The sequence below is a fragment of the Thalassoglobus sp. JC818 genome (assembly GCF_040717535.1).
Lineage (GTDB): Bacteria > Planctomycetota > Planctomycetia > Planctomycetales > Planctomycetaceae > Thalassoglobus.
In genome coordinates this window covers 192,653-212,628 of sequence record NZ_JBFEFI010000005.1, presented here as the reverse complement: position 1 = coordinate 212,628, position 19,976 = coordinate 192,653, and the positions used below count along the sequence as shown (strand labels likewise).

The 19,976-nt window shown below is 52.6% G+C and carries 15 protein-coding genes and 1 pseudogene; 10 read left to right on the top strand and 6 right to left on the bottom strand.

Going from position 1 to position 19,976, the window contains the following annotated elements:
* Positions 1-202: 202 nt before the first annotated feature.
* The 3 genes from AB1L42_RS14815 to AB1L42_RS14805 all read right to left on the bottom strand — a co-directional run bounded on the left by AB1L42_RS14815 (position 203) and on the right by AB1L42_RS14805 (position 2,559).
* Positions 203-406 carry a hypothetical protein gene (locus AB1L42_RS14815; protein ID WP_367057119.1) on the bottom strand — a complete coding sequence of 68 codons (204 nt, stop codon included), beginning with the start codon at positions 404-406 and terminating at the stop codon, positions 203-205.
* 315 nt (positions 407-721) lie between these two features.
* Entirely contained in the window at positions 722-1,672 is a 951-nt protein-coding gene (locus AB1L42_RS14810) for a glucosamine-6-phosphate isomerase (protein ID WP_367057116.1), read from the bottom strand.
* A 143-nt stretch (positions 1,673-1,815) separates the two neighbouring features.
* On the bottom strand, positions 1,816-2,559 hold the full coding sequence (locus AB1L42_RS14805; RefSeq protein ID WP_367057916.1) for an arginyltransferase: 744 nt from the start codon (positions 2,557-2,559) through the stop codon (positions 1,816-1,818).
* A gap of 299 nt (positions 2,560-2,858) precedes the next feature.
* Between AB1L42_RS14805 and AB1L42_RS14800 the strand changes: the two genes are divergently transcribed.
* The 8 genes from AB1L42_RS14800 (at position 2,859) to AB1L42_RS14765 (ending at position 12,909) form a co-directional block, all read left to right on the top strand.
* On the top strand, positions 2,859-4,322 hold the full coding sequence (locus AB1L42_RS14800; RefSeq protein WP_367057113.1) for a DUF5009 domain-containing protein: 1,464 nt from the start codon (positions 2,859-2,861) through the stop codon (positions 4,320-4,322).
* Between the two features lie 104 nt (positions 4,323-4,426).
* Entirely contained in the window at positions 4,427-5,506 is a 1,080-nt protein-coding gene (locus AB1L42_RS14795; protein ID WP_367057110.1) for a Gfo/Idh/MocA family oxidoreductase, read from the top strand.
* 77 nt (positions 5,507-5,583) lie between these two features.
* Complete coding sequence (locus AB1L42_RS14790; protein ID WP_367057107.1) at positions 5,584-5,808, top strand: hypothetical protein; 225 nt, start codon at positions 5,584-5,586, stop codon at positions 5,806-5,808.
* Positions 5,809-6,276: 468 nt separating this feature from the next.
* Entirely contained in the window at positions 6,277-8,250 is a 1,974-nt protein-coding gene (locus AB1L42_RS14785) for a pilus assembly protein N-terminal domain-containing protein (protein ID WP_367057104.1), read from the top strand.
* Positions 8,251-8,409: 159 nt separating this feature from the next.
* A complete protein-coding gene (locus AB1L42_RS14780; RefSeq protein WP_367057101.1) occupies positions 8,410-9,309 on the top strand; it encodes a hypothetical protein in 900 nt (299 codons plus the stop codon).
* An 833-nt stretch (positions 9,310-10,142) separates the two neighbouring features.
* Entirely contained in the window at positions 10,143-10,943 is an 801-nt protein-coding gene (locus tag AB1L42_RS14775; RefSeq protein WP_367057098.1) for a hypothetical protein, read from the top strand.
* A gap of 395 nt (positions 10,944-11,338) precedes the next feature.
* Entirely contained in the window at positions 11,339-12,229 is an 891-nt protein-coding gene (locus AB1L42_RS14770; protein WP_367057095.1) for a DUF1559 domain-containing protein, read from the top strand.
* 284 nt (positions 12,230-12,513) lie between these two features.
* Positions 12,514-12,909 carry a hypothetical protein gene (locus AB1L42_RS14765; protein ID WP_367057092.1) on the top strand — a complete coding sequence of 132 codons (396 nt, stop codon included), beginning with the start codon at positions 12,514-12,516 and terminating at the stop codon, positions 12,907-12,909.
* Between the two features lie 215 nt (positions 12,910-13,124).
* Here the strand turns inward: AB1L42_RS14765 and AB1L42_RS14760 are convergent.
* Positions 13,125-14,084 (bottom strand): annotated as a pseudogene (locus AB1L42_RS14760) (lysophospholipid acyltransferase family protein); the annotation flags it as partial.
* A gap of 514 nt (positions 14,085-14,598) precedes the next feature.
* Between AB1L42_RS14760 and AB1L42_RS14755 the strand changes: the two are divergent.
* Entirely contained in the window at positions 14,599-15,429 is an 831-nt protein-coding gene (locus tag AB1L42_RS14755) for a thiazole synthase (protein ID WP_367057089.1), read from the top strand.
* 32 nt (positions 15,430-15,461) lie between these two features.
* Here AB1L42_RS14755 and AB1L42_RS14750 read toward each other — a convergent pair whose 3' ends face one another.
* Entirely contained in the window at positions 15,462-16,301 is an 840-nt protein-coding gene (locus AB1L42_RS14750) for a hypothetical protein (RefSeq protein WP_367057086.1), read from the bottom strand.
* Between the two features lie 364 nt (positions 16,302-16,665).
* Between AB1L42_RS14750 and AB1L42_RS14745 the strand changes: the two genes are divergently transcribed.
* Positions 16,666-17,121, top strand: coding sequence for a hypothetical protein (locus tag AB1L42_RS14745; protein ID WP_367057083.1), 456 nt, complete (start codon positions 16,666-16,668; stop codon positions 17,119-17,121).
* Between the two features lie 151 nt (positions 17,122-17,272).
* Here AB1L42_RS14745 and AB1L42_RS14740 read toward each other — a convergent pair whose 3' ends face one another.
* Complete coding sequence (locus AB1L42_RS14740; protein ID WP_367057080.1) at positions 17,273-19,918, bottom strand: hypothetical protein; 2,646 nt, start codon at positions 19,916-19,918, stop codon at positions 17,273-17,275.
* Positions 19,919-19,976: the final 58 nt, after the last annotated feature.

The window sequence follows — 19,976 nt, the reverse complement described above, 5'->3', positions numbered from 1 at the left end:
TAGAGAGTAATCAACACGATGACAGCTTAACGCCCCAGATTCCCATAAGACAACATCCGCCATGTCTTTGCGAGGAATTTATGATTCGACGGGAAGTGGTCAATCCGGCTGAGCGGACCATCTTCGATCGTCGATTCAGAGGAATCGCACGGGGAACGAGGAGGAAGTCGATGCAAGGCTGAGCAGCTTCCTGAAGGAGGCGTCAGGCCGCACGACGTCGCTGAGGTTGTTGTTCCTTGTTCACCACTTCCAGCTTCTTCGAAGCGGAGAGGCTCTTTGCCTGTTGTCGATTTTGTGGATTCGAGTGGAAGCTGATCATGAGCGTTAGAGTCGCTCCCATGATCGCTCCCACACATCCAACGACAGCTGTCTGGTCGTCTGTAAGCTGTTGAATGAATTCCAGCACGGTCGCGTCTCCGTTGTCCAATGAACTGAATGGAACAACGTTCGGACCAAGTCGAAATCTAACTGGAAACGTTATCCCGTCTGTTCACTTTCGGGCGGTTGTGCCAGACGACTCGATGAAGAGTCGGCGAAACGCATTCCCCGCGAACAACAGACGTGGGCGAATCCACTCACGAAATCGATGACGACTGTGACGGTTGTGCGGTTCCTGCCGGATAGGGCATTTTTCGTCACAGACTTCGCGAATCCACGAGCGCAATCAGAACTCGAACTGCTTCAGACAGTCAAGCTGACAACAAAGAAGCTATTGAGCTGGCTAGTTGCATTCCGCTTCAAGTGGGCCAGCCAGTTCTGTGAGATAGAAGAGTCGACCGGGCTGAGTTGGCATATAGGTCGATGGAATCCACGGCGTGGGCTCATGGCGAAGCGTCATCCAAAGGCTTAATCCCTGCCATTGCATTCCACGCGCCAGTGTTCCGTCTGCTCCTCCAATAATATGGTCAGCATTCAGGAACAGTCCTGGACCGATGGTGTTGGCGAAAGCGGGAACCTTCGTTGTGCGGCTTTTGAAGCTTGTGATCGCATTCTGTTCGATCGTCAATGGATGCAGCTTGGCTCCAATTCGATGAGTCGCTGCCTTCCAATCGTCTTCAGAATCATACTCGCCTGCGAATTGCGGTTCCCAGAACGCGATGTGGCAGACTCTTCCGATTCCGAACACGACGGCGAGATCTCCGCCACCTGAGCGAATCTTTTCTATCTTCTCCGCATAAGTCGGCAGGTTCTCAGTCGTTGCAAAGTTCCGCTGGTTTTTCGGAACGGTTAAATCTCCGAGCGGTCCGTAGAACGCCTGTTCCATCGCGTATTGAAACGCTCCTGTTGAGGAACTGTCTAGCGTGTTGCCTTCAGCGTCGCTCCACTCATCCATGTTGAAGCCATGTACGTGATCGCAGTTCACTCCCCATTCTTTCAGGAAGAAGACAGCCCAGCGATACATTCCCATCGGCCCGACGGGAAGGATCATCGCGAGTTGTTTGCCAGCTTCCCTCGCTCGACGAATGGTCATCGCGATTTCGTGTCCCATGAAGGTGTCGAAATCGCTCAATGTTTCGCACGGAATCAATTCAAACTTTTCGTTCCACCACTCCTGACGATTGGAAATTGTGTTTGGATCATCATCAACGCAGCCGTCAATCCTCGCAAGATCCCAGCCAGCGGGGAAGAATCCTTGCATCATCGAACCATCAAGCGTTGTCAACAGGTCCATCGCAGTCCTCAATTCGTTTCGTCGTGATTGGCGGATGGGGCGAAGTCAAGCATCTCTTCGCATCGAACGTTGGGCGCGCGTCAAAAAGCACCATCCATTGTCATGTCTGTCTGACGTTAGCCCGTCGACAATTTTGCTTCAACTCAACTCGAAATCATTCTCCAAGTTGGTTCATCGTTGTCGTCGACGAACTCTGTCAGGATCTCCGAAGGGGGGAATCGATTCTTGTAGGCCATCGATGGGCATTCTTCGATCCAATAGCCCAGGTAGACGTATTCAACCCCAATATGCTTCGCCAAAGCGATTTCACAAAGCAGCGAAAACGTTCCTGGCGCAAGCGGCCGCCATTCGGGATCGTGGTAGAAATACGCGCTCGATAGCGAATTCGGAAGGACATCAATCAACCCGACTCCGACAAGTTGAGAACCGTCGAAGTACCGGAGCTCATGCAAGCAGTCAAAATGTCCAGAGAGAAACCCGGACGCGTATTCTTCAGCAGTCGAATTAGATTCCGCCCAGCCGCGACGATCCGTCATGTCTTCGTGCCAGCGATGGTAGAGGTCGAGGTGTTCTCGACTCACAGTTGGTGAAGCTCTTGCAACGGTGATATGCGAGTTCTTCCGCTTGACTCGACGTTGACTCTTGCTGGGTTGAAAGTCGGCGACCTTGATCCGAATCGGAACGCACTTCGTACAGTTTGAGCATGTGGGACGAAAGAAATTGATCCCGAAGCGTCGCCAACCTCTACTCAAAAGGAACTCGACCTGACTCCCACGAAGTTGCCGAAACAGTCTGTATTCAAGGCAGGCTGTTTCATTGCTTAAGTAAGAACAGGTTCTCGGCGTTTCCCGTGTTCGCAGCAATTCTTCTGGAAGCGGTGAAGTCATCATCCACTCTCGGTCTCAGCCCAACCCGTGCGTCTGCAATGACAAGATGAGAAGCTGTATTCAACCATTTCGAAATGTACGGCAACAGAGTCAAACAGTCGATCACTCACGACCGACTCAGTGACTCATCGATCCACGCAGTGTATGCGTCCCATTGATGATGACAAAGCATGCGCGAAACAAACTTCGATGATGCATTGCCGTTGGCTTCTGCCTGAGAGGAAGGAAGTTGTGACAAATCTTTCTGAATCAGATCGTGGGAGTTGTGCAATCAACATTTCTCTCCGACAATTCTGACCGTGACTTCACGGACATCAACATTGATGGGCAACCGGATGACCTACAAACTTAAAGAGTCGACTCCTGATCCGAAACGTCCCGATAAGACTGTGCGACCGCAAGGGAAAGCGGTTGCCGAAAAAACCTCGACAGAAGCCGCCGGTCGCTCGCTTGCTCGACTGACTTCACTGGATGCGTTTCGCGGTTTCATCATGATCATGCTGGCTGCCAATGGCTTCGGCATTTACGCACTCTCGCGAACCGAAGAACCGAGTCAGTTGTGGACGATCATCGATCACGAAACGCTCGAGAAGATTGCTTTTCATTTTGAGCATCCCCCGTGGCAGAGCAATTTCGTTCCGGGATCGATGGACGCAGGCGAAGGGAATGCCTGGGCGAAATGGAAAGTTTCATTCTGGGATCTGATTCAGCCCGCGTTCATGTTTATGGTCGGCATGGCGATGCCGTTCTCGTATTCTCGTCGATCTCGAGAGGGACAATCTCGCTGGAAGATGATTCTGCACGCGTTGATTCGAGCGATCGTGCTCGTGCTGCTGGGCGTGTTTCTGTATTCCCGAAATGAATCATCGACACATTGGATCTTTACGAACGTTCTGGCGCAGATTGGCCTCGGGTATTTCGTCTTGTTTCTCATCTTCCAGTTGTCGCGTCGTTGGCAATGGGCGTCATTGGCAGCCATTCTCATCGTGACGACATGCGTCATGCAGTTCGCTCCTCCAACCGGTCAGTACGTTCCGGAAATGGTCAACGCGAGCTATGAGCGGGGCGAAATCCTTGCTGCTCCGTACGAACGGTATTCGAAAAACTGGAACGCGTTCTCTGACTTTGATGTCTGGTTTCTGAATCAGTTTCCGCGACCCGAACAAGATGATCCCGATGAGGTTCCCTTCCGATTCAATAGCGGCGGATACACGACTCTGAACTTCTTACCATCGATCGTCACAATGTTGTTGGGCGCGATGATCGGCCAGTTTGTCATGACTGCCCCACGCAGCGCGAAAACATTCTGGATGCTCGTTGGGGCCGCGTTGCTTTGTACGTTCCTCGGTGTTATCGCCGGAGCGACCTGCTGTCCCATCATCAAGCGAATCTGGACTCCTGCCTGGGCACTGTTCAGCGGCGGCTACGTCATTGGGATGCTGGCGATTTTCTATCTCGTCTTTGACGTCTGGTCACTCAAACGGCTGGCATTTCCCCTCGTCGTGATTGGAATGAACTCGATTGCCGTTTACATGATCGGTCAGATGTTGAAGGGCTGGATCTACCGCGAAATTGTGACCCGTCATTTCGGATGGTTGATCGATTCAGGATTGGACCAGGTTGCTCGAATGACTGATTCCAGATTCACTGGCGCTGAACTGTTCAACATGTTCGAGCCCGTGATTCAGGCGACTTCCGTGGCGCTCGTGATTTGGCTGATTTGTTACTGGATGTTCCGTCAAAGAATTTTCATCCGAATTTGATTCGGTGAAACAACTTCTTTTTCGGAGCACCGCAGAACACTTCACTGAAATCAAACACCTGTGATGATACCACTCGATTTTTCAAAGAGACCCAGTTGCCCACCATGAAGAACCACAAGCAAATTGAAGTACGATTTCTGCACGTAAAGGAAGCTTTTCTGGCCTTGGCTGTGATCGTCTGTTTGACGGTCTCAAGCTCATTCGTTGCTGCTGAAGAAGTGATTCGGGTGGGGATCATTGGCCTCGACACATCACATGCTCCGGCGTTCACAAAAGTCATGAACGATGCGGACAACCCAGCTCATGTCCCGGGTTGTCGCGTTGTTGCTGCTTATCCCAAAGGCAGCCCGGATATCGAATCGAGCACGAAACGCGTTCCCCAATACACCCAACAGCTTCAGGAAATGGGAGTTGAGATCGTCGACTCAATCGATGAGTTGCTAACACGTGTTGATGCTGTGTTGTTGGAAACTAACGACGGTCGTCCGCATCTCGAACAGATTCGTCCCGTCCTCGCTGCGGGAAAACCGGTTTTCATCGACAAGCCAATCGCTGGTTCACTCTCGGATGCTGTCTCCATTTTCAAGGAAGCTCAGCAAGCAGGTGTCCCAATCTTCTCGTCTTCTTCTCTCCGGTATCTCAAGAACGGCCAGGAAGTCAGAAACGGATCGATCGGCGAAGTGACAGGTGCCGACACTTACAGCCCAGCGTCGCTGGAAGCAACGCATCCTGATCTATTCTGGTACGGGATTCACGGTGTCGAAGCTCTCTTCACCGTTATGGGAACCGGATGTGAAGAAGTCGTGCGAATGAAGTCGGACGATTTTGACGTTGTCGTCGGACAGTGGGACGATGGAAGAATTGGGACCTTTCGCGGAATTCGACGAGGCGAACGCGGGTACGGCGGGACAGCCTTCGGTACTAAAGGCACGCAGGTTCTGGGACCGTATCAGGGATATGGGCCCCTCGTTGTCGAGATTGTCGAGTTCTTCGAAACAGGCGTTCCGCCAGTCAGTGCTCGTGAAACCATCGAAATCTACGCATTCATGGAAGCTGCCGACGAAAGCATCCGCCAGAACGGCAAACCGGTTCGAATTGATGATGTGTTGCAGCTCGCGGGATGGAAGGACGAAGACTTTCCTGAAGAGTCCGCCGGAACCGGCGATTCCTCACTCGACAAGTGATGGTGTTTCCGTAAGAATCGGGACGTTGGCGGATTTACATCAATCCTCGTGTATTTGGAACGTCCCGGATTCTCGACATGTCTGAACAGGTTACTTCTGAACAGGTCACTCACACATCGGAAGATGTGGAATCTCCTTTTGGTCCAGAAGAGATTCGGCAGTTCGACGCAGACGACGCGGAAGCGGGTCGTGCGATCGGGAAAATGCTGACCCTGTTCTTCTTCTACACCGTTGTCGTGATGATCGTTTCTGCTGTGACAACATGGGTTTGGGTTTCGACGACAACTCCAGCGTTGAACTAATTCGTTCCGCTGTGTGTTCTTGCGGAATCGCAAATTCCGTTGAAGTCTGAGAATCGATGGTTCAACGAGTGTGGCACATCAGCCCACTTGTTTGACTATGTTCGCATCTTACCCGAGACTCTTCGTCGGTTGTCTTAACAGCATTCCTCGTTCCTATCTCTGCGCGATCGCGATTGGTCTGCGCTGACTCTTTTCCTGCCGTAGCGATCTGGGCGACTCGCCAATCAGTCTCTCAGTTTGCTGTTCCGACGCAGTGAAAACTATCGCCGCGTCGTGGTTGCTTCGATCCTGCGCCTTGAATTCTTGCTGCAATCGAATGCTGAACACAGCTTCAGTCGCTGAGCCACTGCTGGGCTTCAAGATGTGAGTTTAGGAGAGATAGGAGACTGAATCGTGTGGTTCTGATTGCGCCTTCCGTTTCCGGAATTGCGCGTTCCAGCGATTCGTTCGGTTTGACCTGTTCGCGGAATGGTGTCGATACAACCGAAGACTCCTTCCCCACTCGAAGGGGGCGGAGCGATCGGCGATCGAGGAATCAACGTGTTCCTCGCGAAGGACCGATTCGGCCGATACGGACAAGTTGTCGGGCAACAGGAGCGACATCGGATGTCGACACGATTCCAGGAAAAACCTCTTTCGAAGAGCGTGCAGGAACCGTTCAAAGTACGCGGGTTGACATTCGTGGCGGTCATGGCGTGCGCCTGCGGAGCGCTTTGTAATCTGTCGGCGTATGCGCAATCGCCTCACAGCGGAAAGCACATCGATTCCTCACAGATTCGCCAAGTGCAGGCAACCTACGATGCCCGCCGTGCACTCGATCCACGAATCCAGTCAATGCCCCGATCGGAACGCCGACTGGAAGTCATCGAAGGCCGAAGCCAGTTGGTTATTACTGAGCGGAGAATTCGACGCATCGCGTGGTCTGATCCACGCATCATCGACGTCGTCCAGTTCAGCGAGAATGAAATCTCGATCCTCGGATTGGAACTCGGCACGACCGATCTCTGGTTCTGGTTCGAAGAAGCTGATGGCGAAACCAGTTCGCAACCGCTCATGTATACAGTAACCACAATTCGTGATCCGAGTCTCGATGAGAATCGCCGCATTGAATTCGGACGAATCGAAAGAAAGCTGGCACTGCTTTATCCCAACAGCAAGGTCTATCTGATTCCCATGTCTCAGAAGATCATCGTCCGTGGTCAGGCCCGTGACTCGGGTGAAGCAGCGAAGATTCTGAACATCATTCGCGATGAAGTGATTCTTCAGGACGACGGATTTCTGGGTGTCCTCGGTCAGGCAAACGTCGGCACCGTGACAAACAACGGTCTGAATTCAGACGACCTCAACGATTATCTCTCTTCAGTCATTATTGACGAGCTCGAAGTCCCCGGAGACTTTCAGGTTTCCATTCGAGTTCGAATCGCGGAGCTGAGCCGATCGCAATTAAGGCGATTGGGAATCGACTGGCGAGTCATCTTCGACAACGGAGCCCAGCGCATCACGCAAACTCTGTCGAATGGGATTCCCACTCTGACTGGGATTTTCGAAGCGGGGGATATCTCCGTCATCGTTGATGCTCTGGCTTCCAACGGTTCAGCGCGTGTTCTAGAAGATGCACGACTCGTCACAATGAGCGGCGAGCCAGCAGCCTTTCTCTCCGGTGGAGAGTTCGCCGTTCCAACAGTCGTTGGGATTGGTGGAGCCCAGGGTCAGCAGACAAGTTTTCGTGGTTTCGGAACATCGATCATCGCGACGCCAACCATCATCGACAACGATTTGATCCGCATGCAGATCGTTCCCGAACTGAGCAAGATCAACGACAGCAACTCCGTCGGTGGAATTCCCGGATTGGATGTCCGTCGCGTTCAAACGCGAGTTGAATTGCGTGAAGGACAAACGATTGTGCTGGGCGGATTGTTTTCGCGAAGAGAACAAGCTGAGGTGTCACGAATTCCCTTGCTGGGCGAACTCCCGGTCCTCGGGAACTATCTGTTTAATGCCAAGCAGGCAACAGAAGACGAGAACGAAGTGCTCATCATCGTGACACCGGAAATCGTCAGGCCGATGGACCCGGATCAGGTTCCACCGTTGCCAGGTTGGTATGTGACTCATCCCAACGATCACGATCTGTACAAATACAACCGGATCGAAGGAAATCCTGACATGGGGAACTATGAGGTTCTCCCTTACGGGAACGGTCAAGGCTACGGGCAGGACGTGGGATACAACTTCTACCAACCAACGCCGCATTCTCCGTCGCAGCAGTACCGACCAGAACAAGCTCCGACGAATTCGGAACCTGTAGAAATTCCGGTTCCACCCACCAGTGGGCCGACCACTTTCCGCCCGATTGCACCCGGTCCGTCTGGGCACACCTTGCCAGGGATGGCGCCGATCTCGACGGGAGCCAACAGTCAGTATCGATCGAGCACGAATCGATAGCACATTGAAGACAACAGCGGCTTCGGTGCACTTGCATCGACCATGAAATTCACAACGGCCGAAGTTGGCCGAGAGAGTTATTGGAACGATCGATCTTCAAAAACTCATCGAGAATGGTTCTCGGCGGGCAGGGAGTTCGATCACGTTTCCAATTGATATGTGACAGATACGTTTCGACCGGGAACTCTCGATCAGAATTTGATCGGGACATTCCTTTACTTCTTCGACAAGGTCGCAGACATGAGCATTCATGCGCGCACATTCAAATCGTCATCCATCTGGTCGCTGGCAGCTATTGCTTGCGTGATTGCGTTCATCGGCTGCGCACACACGAAAGCGACCAAGAACTGTGACTCATTCGAGTGCAACGTCGCCGGTTGCGACGGAACGGCCTGCGGCGATTCAGCTTGTCACGGAGCGAATGCCAGCCTCGACGGAAATGGCGGTCTCTCCTGCCAGGGCAATTCCGGTCTCGCAGGGGAGTGTAACTCCGACGGAAAAGGCGGCCAACACAAGAAGTCGGTGAACAGCATCGCGAAGGATGCCTGTGGAGGGTGTTGCAATAAGCTGTGTGGTTGGTGCTATCGCAAGTCGAACGCTGTGCCGCAGACGCTTCCACTGGGGAGTACGGTTCGCGCGTTCGATCAGGTGATGGAAACGAACGCGGAAGCGACCGACTTTATCTTCCATCGAAACGACTTCGTGACACAGACAGCCCGACTGACTCCTGACGGCCGCGACAAGATTATCGAAGTGGCTGCACGGATGCCGAACACGCCCTTTCCGATCCTCGTCGAGCGCAGCGAGAACAATTCGAATCCGGAGCTGGATGCACTGCGTCGGGCTCTCATCGCGAGAATTCTCACGGATCTCGGCAACGAAGATGCTCAAATTCGAACTGTCGTGGCACCTTCCTACGGACCTGGGTATACCGGTCGAGAAGCGGAACGCACTTACTACCAGTCGATCAACAACGGCTACAACTTCGGCGGGAGCGGGTTCAACAACGGCGGGAACTTCGGAACCGGAATTGGTGGCGGCTTCGGAGGCGGATTCTAGGGGCTGAGGCCCGTGGTCGTGCATTAAGTGTGACGACTCCTGGAACGTGAGTGAGACTCATTCTTCATAGTGTTTTGAGCCCGATCCGATCCGACGTTCTTTGTTCTCCAACGCGAACGTAAGTCACAGCGAAACTTGCGTTCTCGAAGTGCTTCGAGGGAAGAACGGTCGGAGAATCGGAACATCTAATTGGGCATTGTCTTTCTCGATTATCAGCTGCATCGTGCACTTGGGCTGACCTATGCGTTTCGCGGAAACTTCTTGGACACGTGCGCGTTGGCGTTATCGGGGATCAGTCGGCTGGGTCGTAACTGTATGTTAACGTGTGGGTTGCAAAGTTCTTCTTGCGACACAGGATCGGGGCGTTCATCAGACAGCGGACTTACGGTGCTTCAAGAAATCGAAACAACTACTATTTTGAGAATGAGTCTCAGTTTCGTTTGACACTGAATCTCAGTCTCAGTTAGTCTCTAGGTGTGCTTGGTGGATCCAGCTTCGGCGAACAGTTGGGCCAGCACGAGCAATGAAGCCCCTTCGGTGATTCGCGCATTCTCAAAGTCCGAGAACAGCCGCGTGTCTTCCCAACATCGAAGGTGACAAAGAAACGCGTCGAATGGCGACCCGCTAGTTGGGTTCGCCGCCCAACAGCGGTTTGGTGCTGTTGGGGCTCCTGTTCGCCATTCGACGCTCCGTCTCCAGCTAAGGATCAGACCCGCGCACAGGCAAATCCGCTTCCTCGCATCTTTGCGGACCTCTCTCCGCGCAATTTCAACTCAATGAGCTGAGCTATTCAGCGTTCTAATTTATTGAAGACACCCGAAGAGGAAAACACAATGAAGACATGTTTTTCATTTGCCTTTGCTTTCGCGACTGTTGTCGCTTTGAACTGTGCTTCGTCTCAAGCCGCATTCGACGTGATCTCACTGCCAGGCACGACTCAACATGATGGCTGGAACGGTCTGACGGCCGCCAACAACCCAGGTTACGGTGGATTCCCAGGTGCAGGTCCTTGGCCGGGGCCAATTGGTTCCAACACCACAGAATCAGGCGATGCCGGCTTGATGAAGACCGCCAACGGAACAGGCGGAGGACCCTATCCCTCCGGCGGTTCCATCTATTTTGGCGGCTTCTCCGCCGACGTGAATAACAACGGAGGTTCATTGGCGGTCACCGACTCAACTCCAGTTGCGGGACTTCAGCACATCGTCTTCCAAATCGAAATCGGCGAAGCATACGGTTTCGATTTCTTCAACGACGCTCTCCCCACACTGAGTTACAACTTTGCTGGTGGGGGAGGAGCATCAGCAGTTGCAGCTGGTCTGTCAGAATTGGTTGATCAAGTTCAAAACGGAACCTTCTTTGATCCAGTGACTGGACAAGACGAGCCAGTTTACGTCAACAGTTACAAGCTGCAGTGGGACCTGAGCGGTGTTGTTGGAACAATCAGTGATTTCTCCATCGATTTCACTGGTGTTCAACACGCTCAGTTGTACGCTCTTCAACTTGATCAGTCCGACACAATCGGATCAAGCCCAAACCCAGTTCCAGAACCATCAAGTCTGGCCATTATGCTGGGATTGGCTGGAAGTGGTTATCCAGTGTTCCGACGAGCTCGTCGTAAAGTGGCTTGCTAATTCTGCTTTCAAGTTCATCAGTTCAAGGTGAAATCACCGCCGGAGTGCAGTGTAAATTGTACTCTGGCGGCTTTCTGCCAATGTATCCCGCTGAAAAAATCGGCTCGCCCATTTTCTCATATCTTTCCATCAATCAAACCGTCGTGATCTATGTGTCACTCCTGTTTTTAGTGGCATCTATCCAGCGATTAATTCGCGTCTTTATATTGTGTTGCTTGCAAATGTTCACTCGATGGAGTGGGTTTTGCAGTTTTGCGTTTCGCTGAATCGTTCAAGTTTCGTGGAGTCAATCTCAAATGGAATTTGAAACACTTATAGAATGCGAATCATGTCTGTCGACGTTGCCAATTACGATGATCCGTGAGACGGACACTCATAACAAGGAATTTCACGAAATGGAGTTAAGTCCCACAGGTCGAATGGTCTTCCGATTGAGAGGTTTTACTCTCATTGAGTTACTGGTTGTCATGGCAGTGGTCGGAACGCTTGTGGCTATGCTCCTTCCAGCGGTGCAGCAGGCACGTGAATCGGCTCGTCGAATGCAGTGCAAGAATAATTTAAAGCAAATTGGTCTGGCCATGCACAACTATGATGAGACATTCGAGCTTCTGCCGCCGACAGCATCTGGAATTTCACGGGCCGATACGGCATTCGTCGCGATCTTGCCTTTTCTTGAACAGGCCAATCTGTTTGCGAAGTTCGAAGAGGGCGGGGCATCGCGGACTGAAGCCCGCAAACAAACCGTTTCGGTCTATATCTGTCCATCGGATTCCATCCCTGGCGCATGTCAGTATTTGCCAGCGAGCAGCTACGCGCTTTCGACAGGTTCAATGTACTACCGTCGAAATGACAACAATGGGGCAATCGTCGATTATTTCAACTATGTTTATGGAGCACTCGGTCGACCGGTGGTTGTTAAACCAACGTCTATCGCTTCGGTTAACAATCGTGATGGGACGTCGAACACATTTCTCGTTGGCGAATTAGCGCACAAATTGACCAACTTTGCAGACACCGGTTCCGGGTCACAAGGGGCCTGGACGACTTGGCATACAAGTTATCCTCAAGCATTTTCCACTGGGTCAACTGCAGGTCAGTTTAATGTCAATACGCTGAGTGATCCTTACGATTTTAATTCGTGGGAGACATTCCGCAGCTATCACCCCGGTGGAGTGAATTTCGTTCTTTGCGACGGTTCAGTGAAATCCATCGCTACAGAAATCGACGCGGCGATCCTCGATCGGCTGGCCAATCGGAAAGATGGAGAAGTTGTCGGCGAATTCTAAAGCCAGGTTTTGTTGATACAAAGCTTTTGGACGAGAGATTTGCTCATCGTCATGCCGGATGCAGTGAAGAGCAACATTTCGTCAACTTCTTATCGAAGACTGCGCCTGCGAAGAAGTGAGGGATGCTCGAGAGGCCCGTTGCCTTCGCAGAGAAAAGATTCAAGAGGAAATAGCGGTTCCGAACGAACACGGAAATCGCACTCAGGAGCTAGCTCAAAGTAATGTTTTTGAAACGAACAGATTCAACTTGGATAACCCTTTTGGGGTTTCTCGCGATTGTTGGAATGGGTTGCAGTGAGCCGGAACCGGTTCCAGGCGTTTCGGTATCCGGAAGTATTCGGGTTGATAGTGAGCCATTGAAGTTCGGGCGCATCACCTTCCGCCCCGCAAGTGGAACATCGGGACCTGTCGCGACGTCATTGGTCGAAGATGGTCAATACGCGATTGAGGCGGAGAAGGGTCCCTGGCCGGGGACCTTCAGAGTGATCGTCGAAACGATTCCGCAACACATTATCGATCTCGCACATGGAAAGTTCGAAGAGGATCGAACTCAGGAAAAGGCTCCTGAGCCGATGATTTCCAGAGAGTTCAATACCGACACTCGCTTGAATGCGACTGTTCAAGCGGAAGGAGAAAACATCTTCGACTTCGAAGTGAAGTGGGCACCGGCAGGCCGTTAGAGCACTTGGCTTTTTCCGGTGTACTCGCCTGCGCGTTCTCACTCAATTAAGAGCTGAGTTCGCTTGTGCGAGGCAGTACAAACGACATTTGAATGAGTTCCAGACGATAGCCAGTGCTTATGTGTTCCTTCTCAGACAGTTTCGAACAGAGATGGCTCGCCTCAGTGATTATTGACTGGATGTCTTTGGTTGGAGATTGTGGTTTCGTAGCCGAGTCACGCCGCAGCTTTGCGGGCTCGTTTTCGTTCGCGGGGCACTGATTTCCATCGTCGGTGCACCCAGAAATATTGCTCGGGGTGTCTTCGAATCGCTTGTTCTAGAGCTTTCGTGAATCGTTCGGTGATGGCTCGAACTTCGTCGTCACCTTCGATTTCGCGAACATCAAAGACATCTTCGCAGCCCGCTTCAAAACGGACCCAGCGAGATTCATCTTCGTCATCAGGGAGTCTGACCCCGTAGCCGGTTACGACGAGGGCATCGTGTTCGATGGCCATCAGTGCCAGTGAGCGAAAGGTCGAAGCGGGACGGTTGAAGAACTCAACGAAGATCCCGCGCTTGCCAGCGTCTTGATCGCACAGCAATCCGAGGTTTCCGCCAGACTGCAGGATTTCGACCATTCCATCCCAGCCGCCCTGTTTCAGCAGAAGTCTGTGACCGGTGACTTCCCGAGTGCGGACAAACCATTGGTGGAGATAGGGGTTGTCGAGTTCTCGAGCCACGATTCCCATCGGATAACCAAAAATCCCGAACGTCGCTGTGAGTGCTTCCCAGTTTCCGAAATGTCCGCCGAGCATCAGAATCGTCCGACCAGAATTCAGCGCTTCGGCACACATTTTCCGATTTCGAAATCGGATCACGTCGCGAAAGTTGTCCTTGTGCAGCCGTCTCGGAAACTGAATGATTTCGGCCACCAGGCGAAACAGATGAACCCACATCCCCTCGATCAGCCGTTCAACTTCTTTGTCGGAGAGATCTGGCCCGAATGCGTGTTGCAAATTCTCGGCAGCGACGTGGTAACGCGTCAGCTTTTTCGGGAGGACATTCACAAACGCCCAGCCCACAAATTCCGCGATTCGAATCGTCTGCCGCACGGAAAGAATTTCGACGACGCAGGTGATGAGCCGGAATGCGGCGTATTCGGCAAGCCAGCGGGATTTTTGTTTCGTCATTGAAAGTTCTTCCTTGAACGTCGCAACTGTCGTGAAGTCAGTAAGTTTCCGCGTTCGGAAGTCTCACACCGAAATACTGTCAGCGAGAAAATCTCGATGAGCTCCTCACTCGCTTCGCAGCGATTTCCGACTCCCACTCCCGGTTGAATTCTCCAGTCGAAACAAAGTTTCGCATAAAAACAGTTGCCCGGTCAATCGATGTTCTGACTGCCAGAATCTGGCAGTGAATGAGGACCAAAATTGGCGGAGAATGGTTTTCGCTTTTTGAGGCTGGATTGGTCCTCTTCGATATGAGGTGCGTGCAGTCGCTCACCGAGGACGTCTTTCGCTACAATCTCAGATTGTTGATTTGCCGGCAGCTGAGAATTGTCGAAGAACTTCCGAGTTCGGTGACATGAAAGCGGGCTCGCGGAGTCACAGACTGTTTGCGACATGTTTGGTGAATTTTTCTCCGAGGAATTGAGTTCTCGAGAGAAGATGCCAGACACGACTTGAAGATAGATTGAAGCCAGAGAGACCAATGACAACGTCCGTTGAAAAGCTCGACCAACCCCTGAAGATCGGCACCCATCAACTCGGGTCGAGGTTGATCGTGGGAACTGGGAAGTACGAGACATTCGAGTTGATGCAGCAGTGTCTGGCTGCGAGTGAAGCGGACGTCATCACGGTCGCGGTTCGGCGAGAACGTCTCGTTGATGCTGACGGTCGCAATATTCTCGATTTCATTGATCTCAATCGCTACACGATTCTCCCGAACACCGCCGGTTGTTTTCAGGCTGACGACGCGATTCGTGTTGCTCGCCTGGGCCGAGAGATTCTGGAAGGGCTGGAGAATCCCGGCGCGGACTGGGTCAAACTTGAAGTTCTAGGAGACAAAAAGACCCTGCTTCCGGACCCGGTTGCAACTCTGGAGGCGACCGAGAAACTCGTCGCAGACGGATTTCAGGTGTTGTGTTACACGACTGACGATCCAATCACAGCGAAGCGACTCAAAGACGCTGGAGCAACTTCTGTGATGCCTGCCGGCAGCCCGATTGGAAGTGGGCAGGGGATCTTGAATCCTAACAACCTGAAGATCTGCCTAGAGTACCTTAAGGAGAACGACCCGGACTATCCTGTGATCATCGACGCGGGAGTCGGGACAGCGAGTGATGTCGCTGTGGCGATGGAACTCGGATGCGATGGCGTACTCTTGAATACCGGCATTGCCAGCGCTCGCAATCCGCTATTAATGGCTGATGCGATGCGGCACGCCTGCCTAGCAGGACGAATGGCCTACCACGCAGGGCGAATTCCGAAAAAACTTTACGCAACCGCTTCCAGTCCCGAAACAGGAACGATCGTCGACTAGGCCGGATTGGAGTTGATCACTCGTCCATCGCACTATTGAGCGGACCGCCATTGATACTGCAAGCGCGGTGATGGTGCGACTGAGGATGGGGCCGAGACTGGCTTCCGCTGGACTTCCTGGCCTTTCTCAACTTCGTTGCTCGGTGCTGCACTGACAGGCTGAGCGACAGTGGCTGTCTGAGTGATTGGTTGAGCGGGAGTTTGCGAGAGGGGAGCTGGTGGAACCGCGACTGGTTGAACAGCCCGCGGTGCGGTCTCCTGGGTGGATGTGTTTGTGCTTCGAGCCGCTTGTGAAGTCGGTTCTGCTTTCGAGACTTCGACGACCTCAAACGATTCGAGATCAAGGATCTGTGCAGCTTCGATCGTCAGGTCCTCTTGATCTGTCATTTCGATTTCCATCGAGATCGGACTGACGGACATGGAGGTCTCTGACTCCGGAATTGGCAGCGGAATTTCGCTGTCCGGAATTTCGGTCGGCTTCAGTTCCAGCGGTTCAGGTGGTGAAGGGACAGCTTCTGGAAGCGTCGATTTCAATTCGTCTTCCAATTCCCGTTCAAACTCCCGCGGAAGATCTTCGATCGGCGGGCTGGGCGGAATGATATCGCTGTTGGTGGGGCCTGTTTGAGGCCGGGTCGCCGACGGAATGTACCGATCCGGATAGACAGCCACGGGTGGGCAATAGTGCTTCCCACACATTTTGTGATTGCAGCGAATCCGCGTCAGGTCCAGCTTTTCGATATAGAATCGATCGAAATAGCACTGAGTGTCGGCAATCCGATCGATGCAGTCACCGTATCGTTCCGAAATCTGAAAGCACTGGCAGCCACTGACGAACAGTGTGACCAGGAGAATGGGAATGCGATGAACTGTCATGAGGCCATATCTCAATGTACGGAGAAATTCCTGTCGTAGCAGTTACATCGGTTCTATCAGGGAATCAACTTTCCCAATTGATGATTGATGTGGGGTGAGAGCGCCGATTTTTTCAAGCTAATCTGTAGAGTTAACCACCTTTAACGCTTTGAATGGCAATTTTTGCCGATTCGGGCGTCATTCTGGAGATTGCCGATTGTTGCGTTCAGAATCGAGCTACAGTTACGCGAGCACTTTTGATTCTGCTTTCGTCTGTCTGTCATTTCGAATCAGGCTCAAAACATTGGAGCGGAGTGCTCAAGCAGGGGCACAGGAACGGGCACCTTGCTCTGAAAGCTCGGATCGCATCAATGGAATTCGTACCATGACTCCCTCAACTCATGACATCATGAAATTTGAGATTACTTTCGATGTGGATGAAATTCCGCGAATCGTCGAAAGGATCAAGGAATGTCACGGTCTCGCTTTCTCCGCGTTCAGCGGCTGTCCAATTTCGCTGACGAAAAGCCTCGAACGGCGTGGAGAATCGCGTGTCAAATTTGATGAGCCGATTTATCTCTATCCCGTTGAGTTGAACGGCAATCAAGCCATTTCAGTGACGCAACAACCTATCGTCGGCATCACGCGAGATATCTCGCCCCACGGGGTTGGTTTTGCGTTCGATGAGGCCATCGAGACCGATTACGTGATCGCCGAGTTCGATCTGTACGGGGCTGGTCAGGTCGCGCTACTGCTCGATGTTCGCTGGCAGCGCCAGACGGACAAATACGCGTTCATCGGCGGTGCGTTGATCATCGGACGCGGAAAACAGCACGCCTAAGCCATTGGCGTGGCTTCACTATACTCGCTGAAACTGTTCTCCAATCTCGTCCCATCACCGCTTCGTTAGAATCCCGGCTGAGGTCGCCCAGTACTGGTGTGCGATTGAAGCAAGGATCTTCAACTCAGCTTCGGCGTCCAATTTGTGACGGTTAGGGGAGTCCGTTGAGTTTTCGCATCACCCATTCGGTGGTGGCGACGATTGAAAAGATGAGCAGAATCGACCAGTGGCCCCAGAGCGGGATTTCCTCGCGAATCGAGACGGTCTTGTTGATGTTTCGAAACAGCTCGGGAATCCGGTCGACTTCGTGCAGGTGAAAGAACTGCCCGCCTGTCTGAGCAGCGAGTCTCTCGAGAAGTTCCTGATTTGTGCTGATGTCGGCAAGTTCCTGCGAAATGACTTCATTAACGATCAGGGCTGTTTCGATTTTCTCCTGTTCATCGCTGAATCCCGGAACGTCGAGGCTAACTCGGTATTCGCCTGGTTCCAGATCCCCGATCGTTCCTTCGTCGATGGGCGGCTTGGAATGTTGTCGTCGAAGCGGGACGCGTCTGAGGAAATCGGGATCGGTTGGTGACTCAATGAATGCGAAGGCGGCAACGTCCGGGTGCTGCTGAACAAATTGTTCGACCCAGCGAGCTTGGAAGACAGTCGTTTCACCCTCTGAGATGACCGAAGGAGTCAATGAAATCCGGGCAAGATCGTTGCTTCCGGAAGCTTTAAAGTTGATGGCCCATCGAATCAGCTGGCCCCAGAAGCGGTGATGGTACTCATCGCCGACGCGGAATCGCCATCGCCAGGTGCTGTCGATTCCGATCCACAAAACTTGTCCGGAGCCAATGTGCTGCTGCACGATCAGGCCGGAATCGCGTTCATCTTCGAGTGTGCGGTTTGCTCCGGGAATCGCGGCCGTCGCCATCACCGTCGCAGCTCCTTTTGCTCGACCCGTGATGCCCCAACTGTGTCCCGGCAAGGTTGCCCAGATTTGTCGCGACAGATTCCAGTCGTCACCTAACTGAAACATTCCCAGACGCTGTCCATCAGGTGTGATGGAAAGTCGAAACCCACGCAGCTCGGGCGGTTGAAGTTGGTCAGCACCTTGCAGATCAATGACTCGCAGTCGTTCAATCGGCAACAAACTGTCGACGATTGTTCCTCGATAGCTGTTAGGAAACTCCTTCTTGCCAGCTGTCAGAACCAGCGTTCCGCCTTCTTCGCGGACGTACTTTTCGAGTTGCTTCCACTCTTCGACTGGCATGTGATGCGGTGAAACGTCTCCCACGATGACGCAATCGAAGTTGGAATAACGAGTCGTCGTCGGATTCTTCAAAACCCCGTCTTCAGTTCGAACACCTTCGATGTCGTTGAGGAAGAACGGTTTCGGAAGGACTCCCAGAAACGGTTGCTCGAACAGAATCTTTTGAAGCGTGACTCGTTTGTCGCGTTCGAGAGCTGTCGAGAGAAATCGAAACTCCCATCTGCCGGAGTTGTCAATCAACAAGACCTGTGCACTGTCATCAATAACGTCGATCGCAAACTCGCGTGCGTTATTGTCTTCGCGTAGTTCATCGGCAGCCGGACTTGTCCGCAATCGAAAACGATGCCTTCCCACGGGGAGTTCATCCAAAGTGAAGTCGACTTCCGTCGTCTGGCTGTTGACATTCACAATCTGTTGGAGGGGATCTCGTTGCGGATCGTCGATCCAGTCGATGAAAACGGTCACATCTTCATTGTCGAAGCCGAACGATTGCAAGATTCCCTTTACGGTTGGGGTGTCATCTTTGAAGACTGTTTCACTGGCTTCGATATGAGTGACGGAGAGATCTCTCGGTCGAATCTCCGATCCGAGGACAACCGTATGGACCGGCACGTTGAGATCGGCGATGCGTTGGACCAGTTGGTCGGACGAAAGGTCGGACGTGTCGCGCCCATCCGAAAACAGGACGAGGCCTTGAAGAGGTGTCTCTGCGTCGGGACTGGCCAGCGCTGCCCGCATTGCTTCCATGAGAAATGAAGAATTACGCGGAACTTCGATCTTCGGAGCCGCGATGAGTTTCTTGAGAGCTGCTCGATCTGTCGAGTTATAATCGACCGCGAACATCGCCACTTCCGCTTCGACGAGTTCGGAGAGTTGATCGAGAAACGAGTCCTGCGGGCCAGCAAGAGAACGAAGAGCGAGTTCGAGCCGTGAATATTCTGTAACGTTTTCGAGAGTCTGGTCGATATCGGCTTTGCGAAGTTTTGCCAGCTGCTCCCGTTTCACAGGATCGGGTTCTTCTTCGACAGTGACCCAAGTCGGCGAGTTGCCGGATTCCAGTTCATCCATCCAGCGATCGACCCGCTGTTGGGCTTCCTCGTTCCCAAAAACTCCCATCGACCGTGCCCAGCTGAGTTTCTCCCTCAGGCTGGCATGACTGTCGTGGGTGTCCATGCTTTCGGACACATCGAGTGCCACCAAGACTCGCCCCGAACGCTCGTCGTCATAACTCCAAGTCCACATCGGTTCGAGAAGCGTGAGGAACAGAATCAGAACGAGCAACAAGCGAAGCACGAGCAAAGTTCTCCCGAGCCAGGAAGAGATGAGCTGTCGTTCGTACTGATGCAGGATGGCAATCAAAGCGACAGCGGTTCCGCATCCCAAGCTCAGGAGCAAGGTTTCCGAGATGGAATCTTTTCTGAGAAAGACGAGCTGCCATTTGTCGAACATGGAGTCGGCAACCGCCGAGATCACTGTCGCTGCGAACAACGCAACCACAACGAAACCGATGCCGAGCAGCACGAATTTCAACCACCGCATCTATGGATTCTTCCTGCTTCGGTGAATTCGCATCTGTGACCTCGCAACGGTGGCTTTT

Coding starts and splice junctions, on each gene's coding strand:
- AB1L42_RS14805 (WP_367057916.1), bottom strand. CDS start 2,559: ATGACTTCACCGCTTCCAGAAGAATTGCTGCGAACACGGGAAACGCCG.
- AB1L42_RS14745 (WP_367057083.1), top strand. CDS start 16,666: ATGACTCCCTCAACTCATGACATCATGAAATTTGAGATTACTTTCGAT.
- AB1L42_RS14755 (WP_367057089.1), top strand. CDS start 14,599: ATGACAACGTCCGTTGAAAAGCTCGACCAACCCCTGAAGATCGGCACC.
- AB1L42_RS14785 (WP_367057104.1), top strand. CDS start 6,277: ATGGTGTCGATACAACCGAAGACTCCTTCCCCACTCGAAGGGGGCGGA.
- AB1L42_RS14795 (WP_367057110.1), top strand. CDS start 4,427: ATGAAGAACCACAAGCAAATTGAAGTACGATTTCTGCACGTAAAGGAA.
- AB1L42_RS14775 (WP_367057098.1), top strand. CDS start 10,143: ATGAAGACATGTTTTTCATTTGCCTTTGCTTTCGCGACTGTTGTCGCT.
- AB1L42_RS14770 (WP_367057095.1), top strand. CDS start 11,339: ATGGAGTTAAGTCCCACAGGTCGAATGGTCTTCCGATTGAGAGGTTTT.
- AB1L42_RS14790 (WP_367057107.1), top strand. CDS start 5,584: ATGTCTGAACAGGTTACTTCTGAACAGGTCACTCACACATCGGAAGAT.
- AB1L42_RS14750 (WP_367057086.1), bottom strand. CDS start 16,301: ATGACAGTTCATCGCATTCCCATTCTCCTGGTCACACTGTTCGTCAGT.
- AB1L42_RS14740 (WP_367057080.1), bottom strand. CDS start 19,918: ATGCGGTGGTTGAAATTCGTGCTGCTCGGCATCGGTTTCGTTGTGGTT.
- AB1L42_RS14810 (WP_367057116.1), bottom strand. CDS start 1,672: ATGGACCTGTTGACAACGCTTGATGGTTCGATGATGCAAGGATTCTTC.
- AB1L42_RS14765 (WP_367057092.1), top strand. CDS start 12,514: ATGGGTTGCAGTGAGCCGGAACCGGTTCCAGGCGTTTCGGTATCCGGA.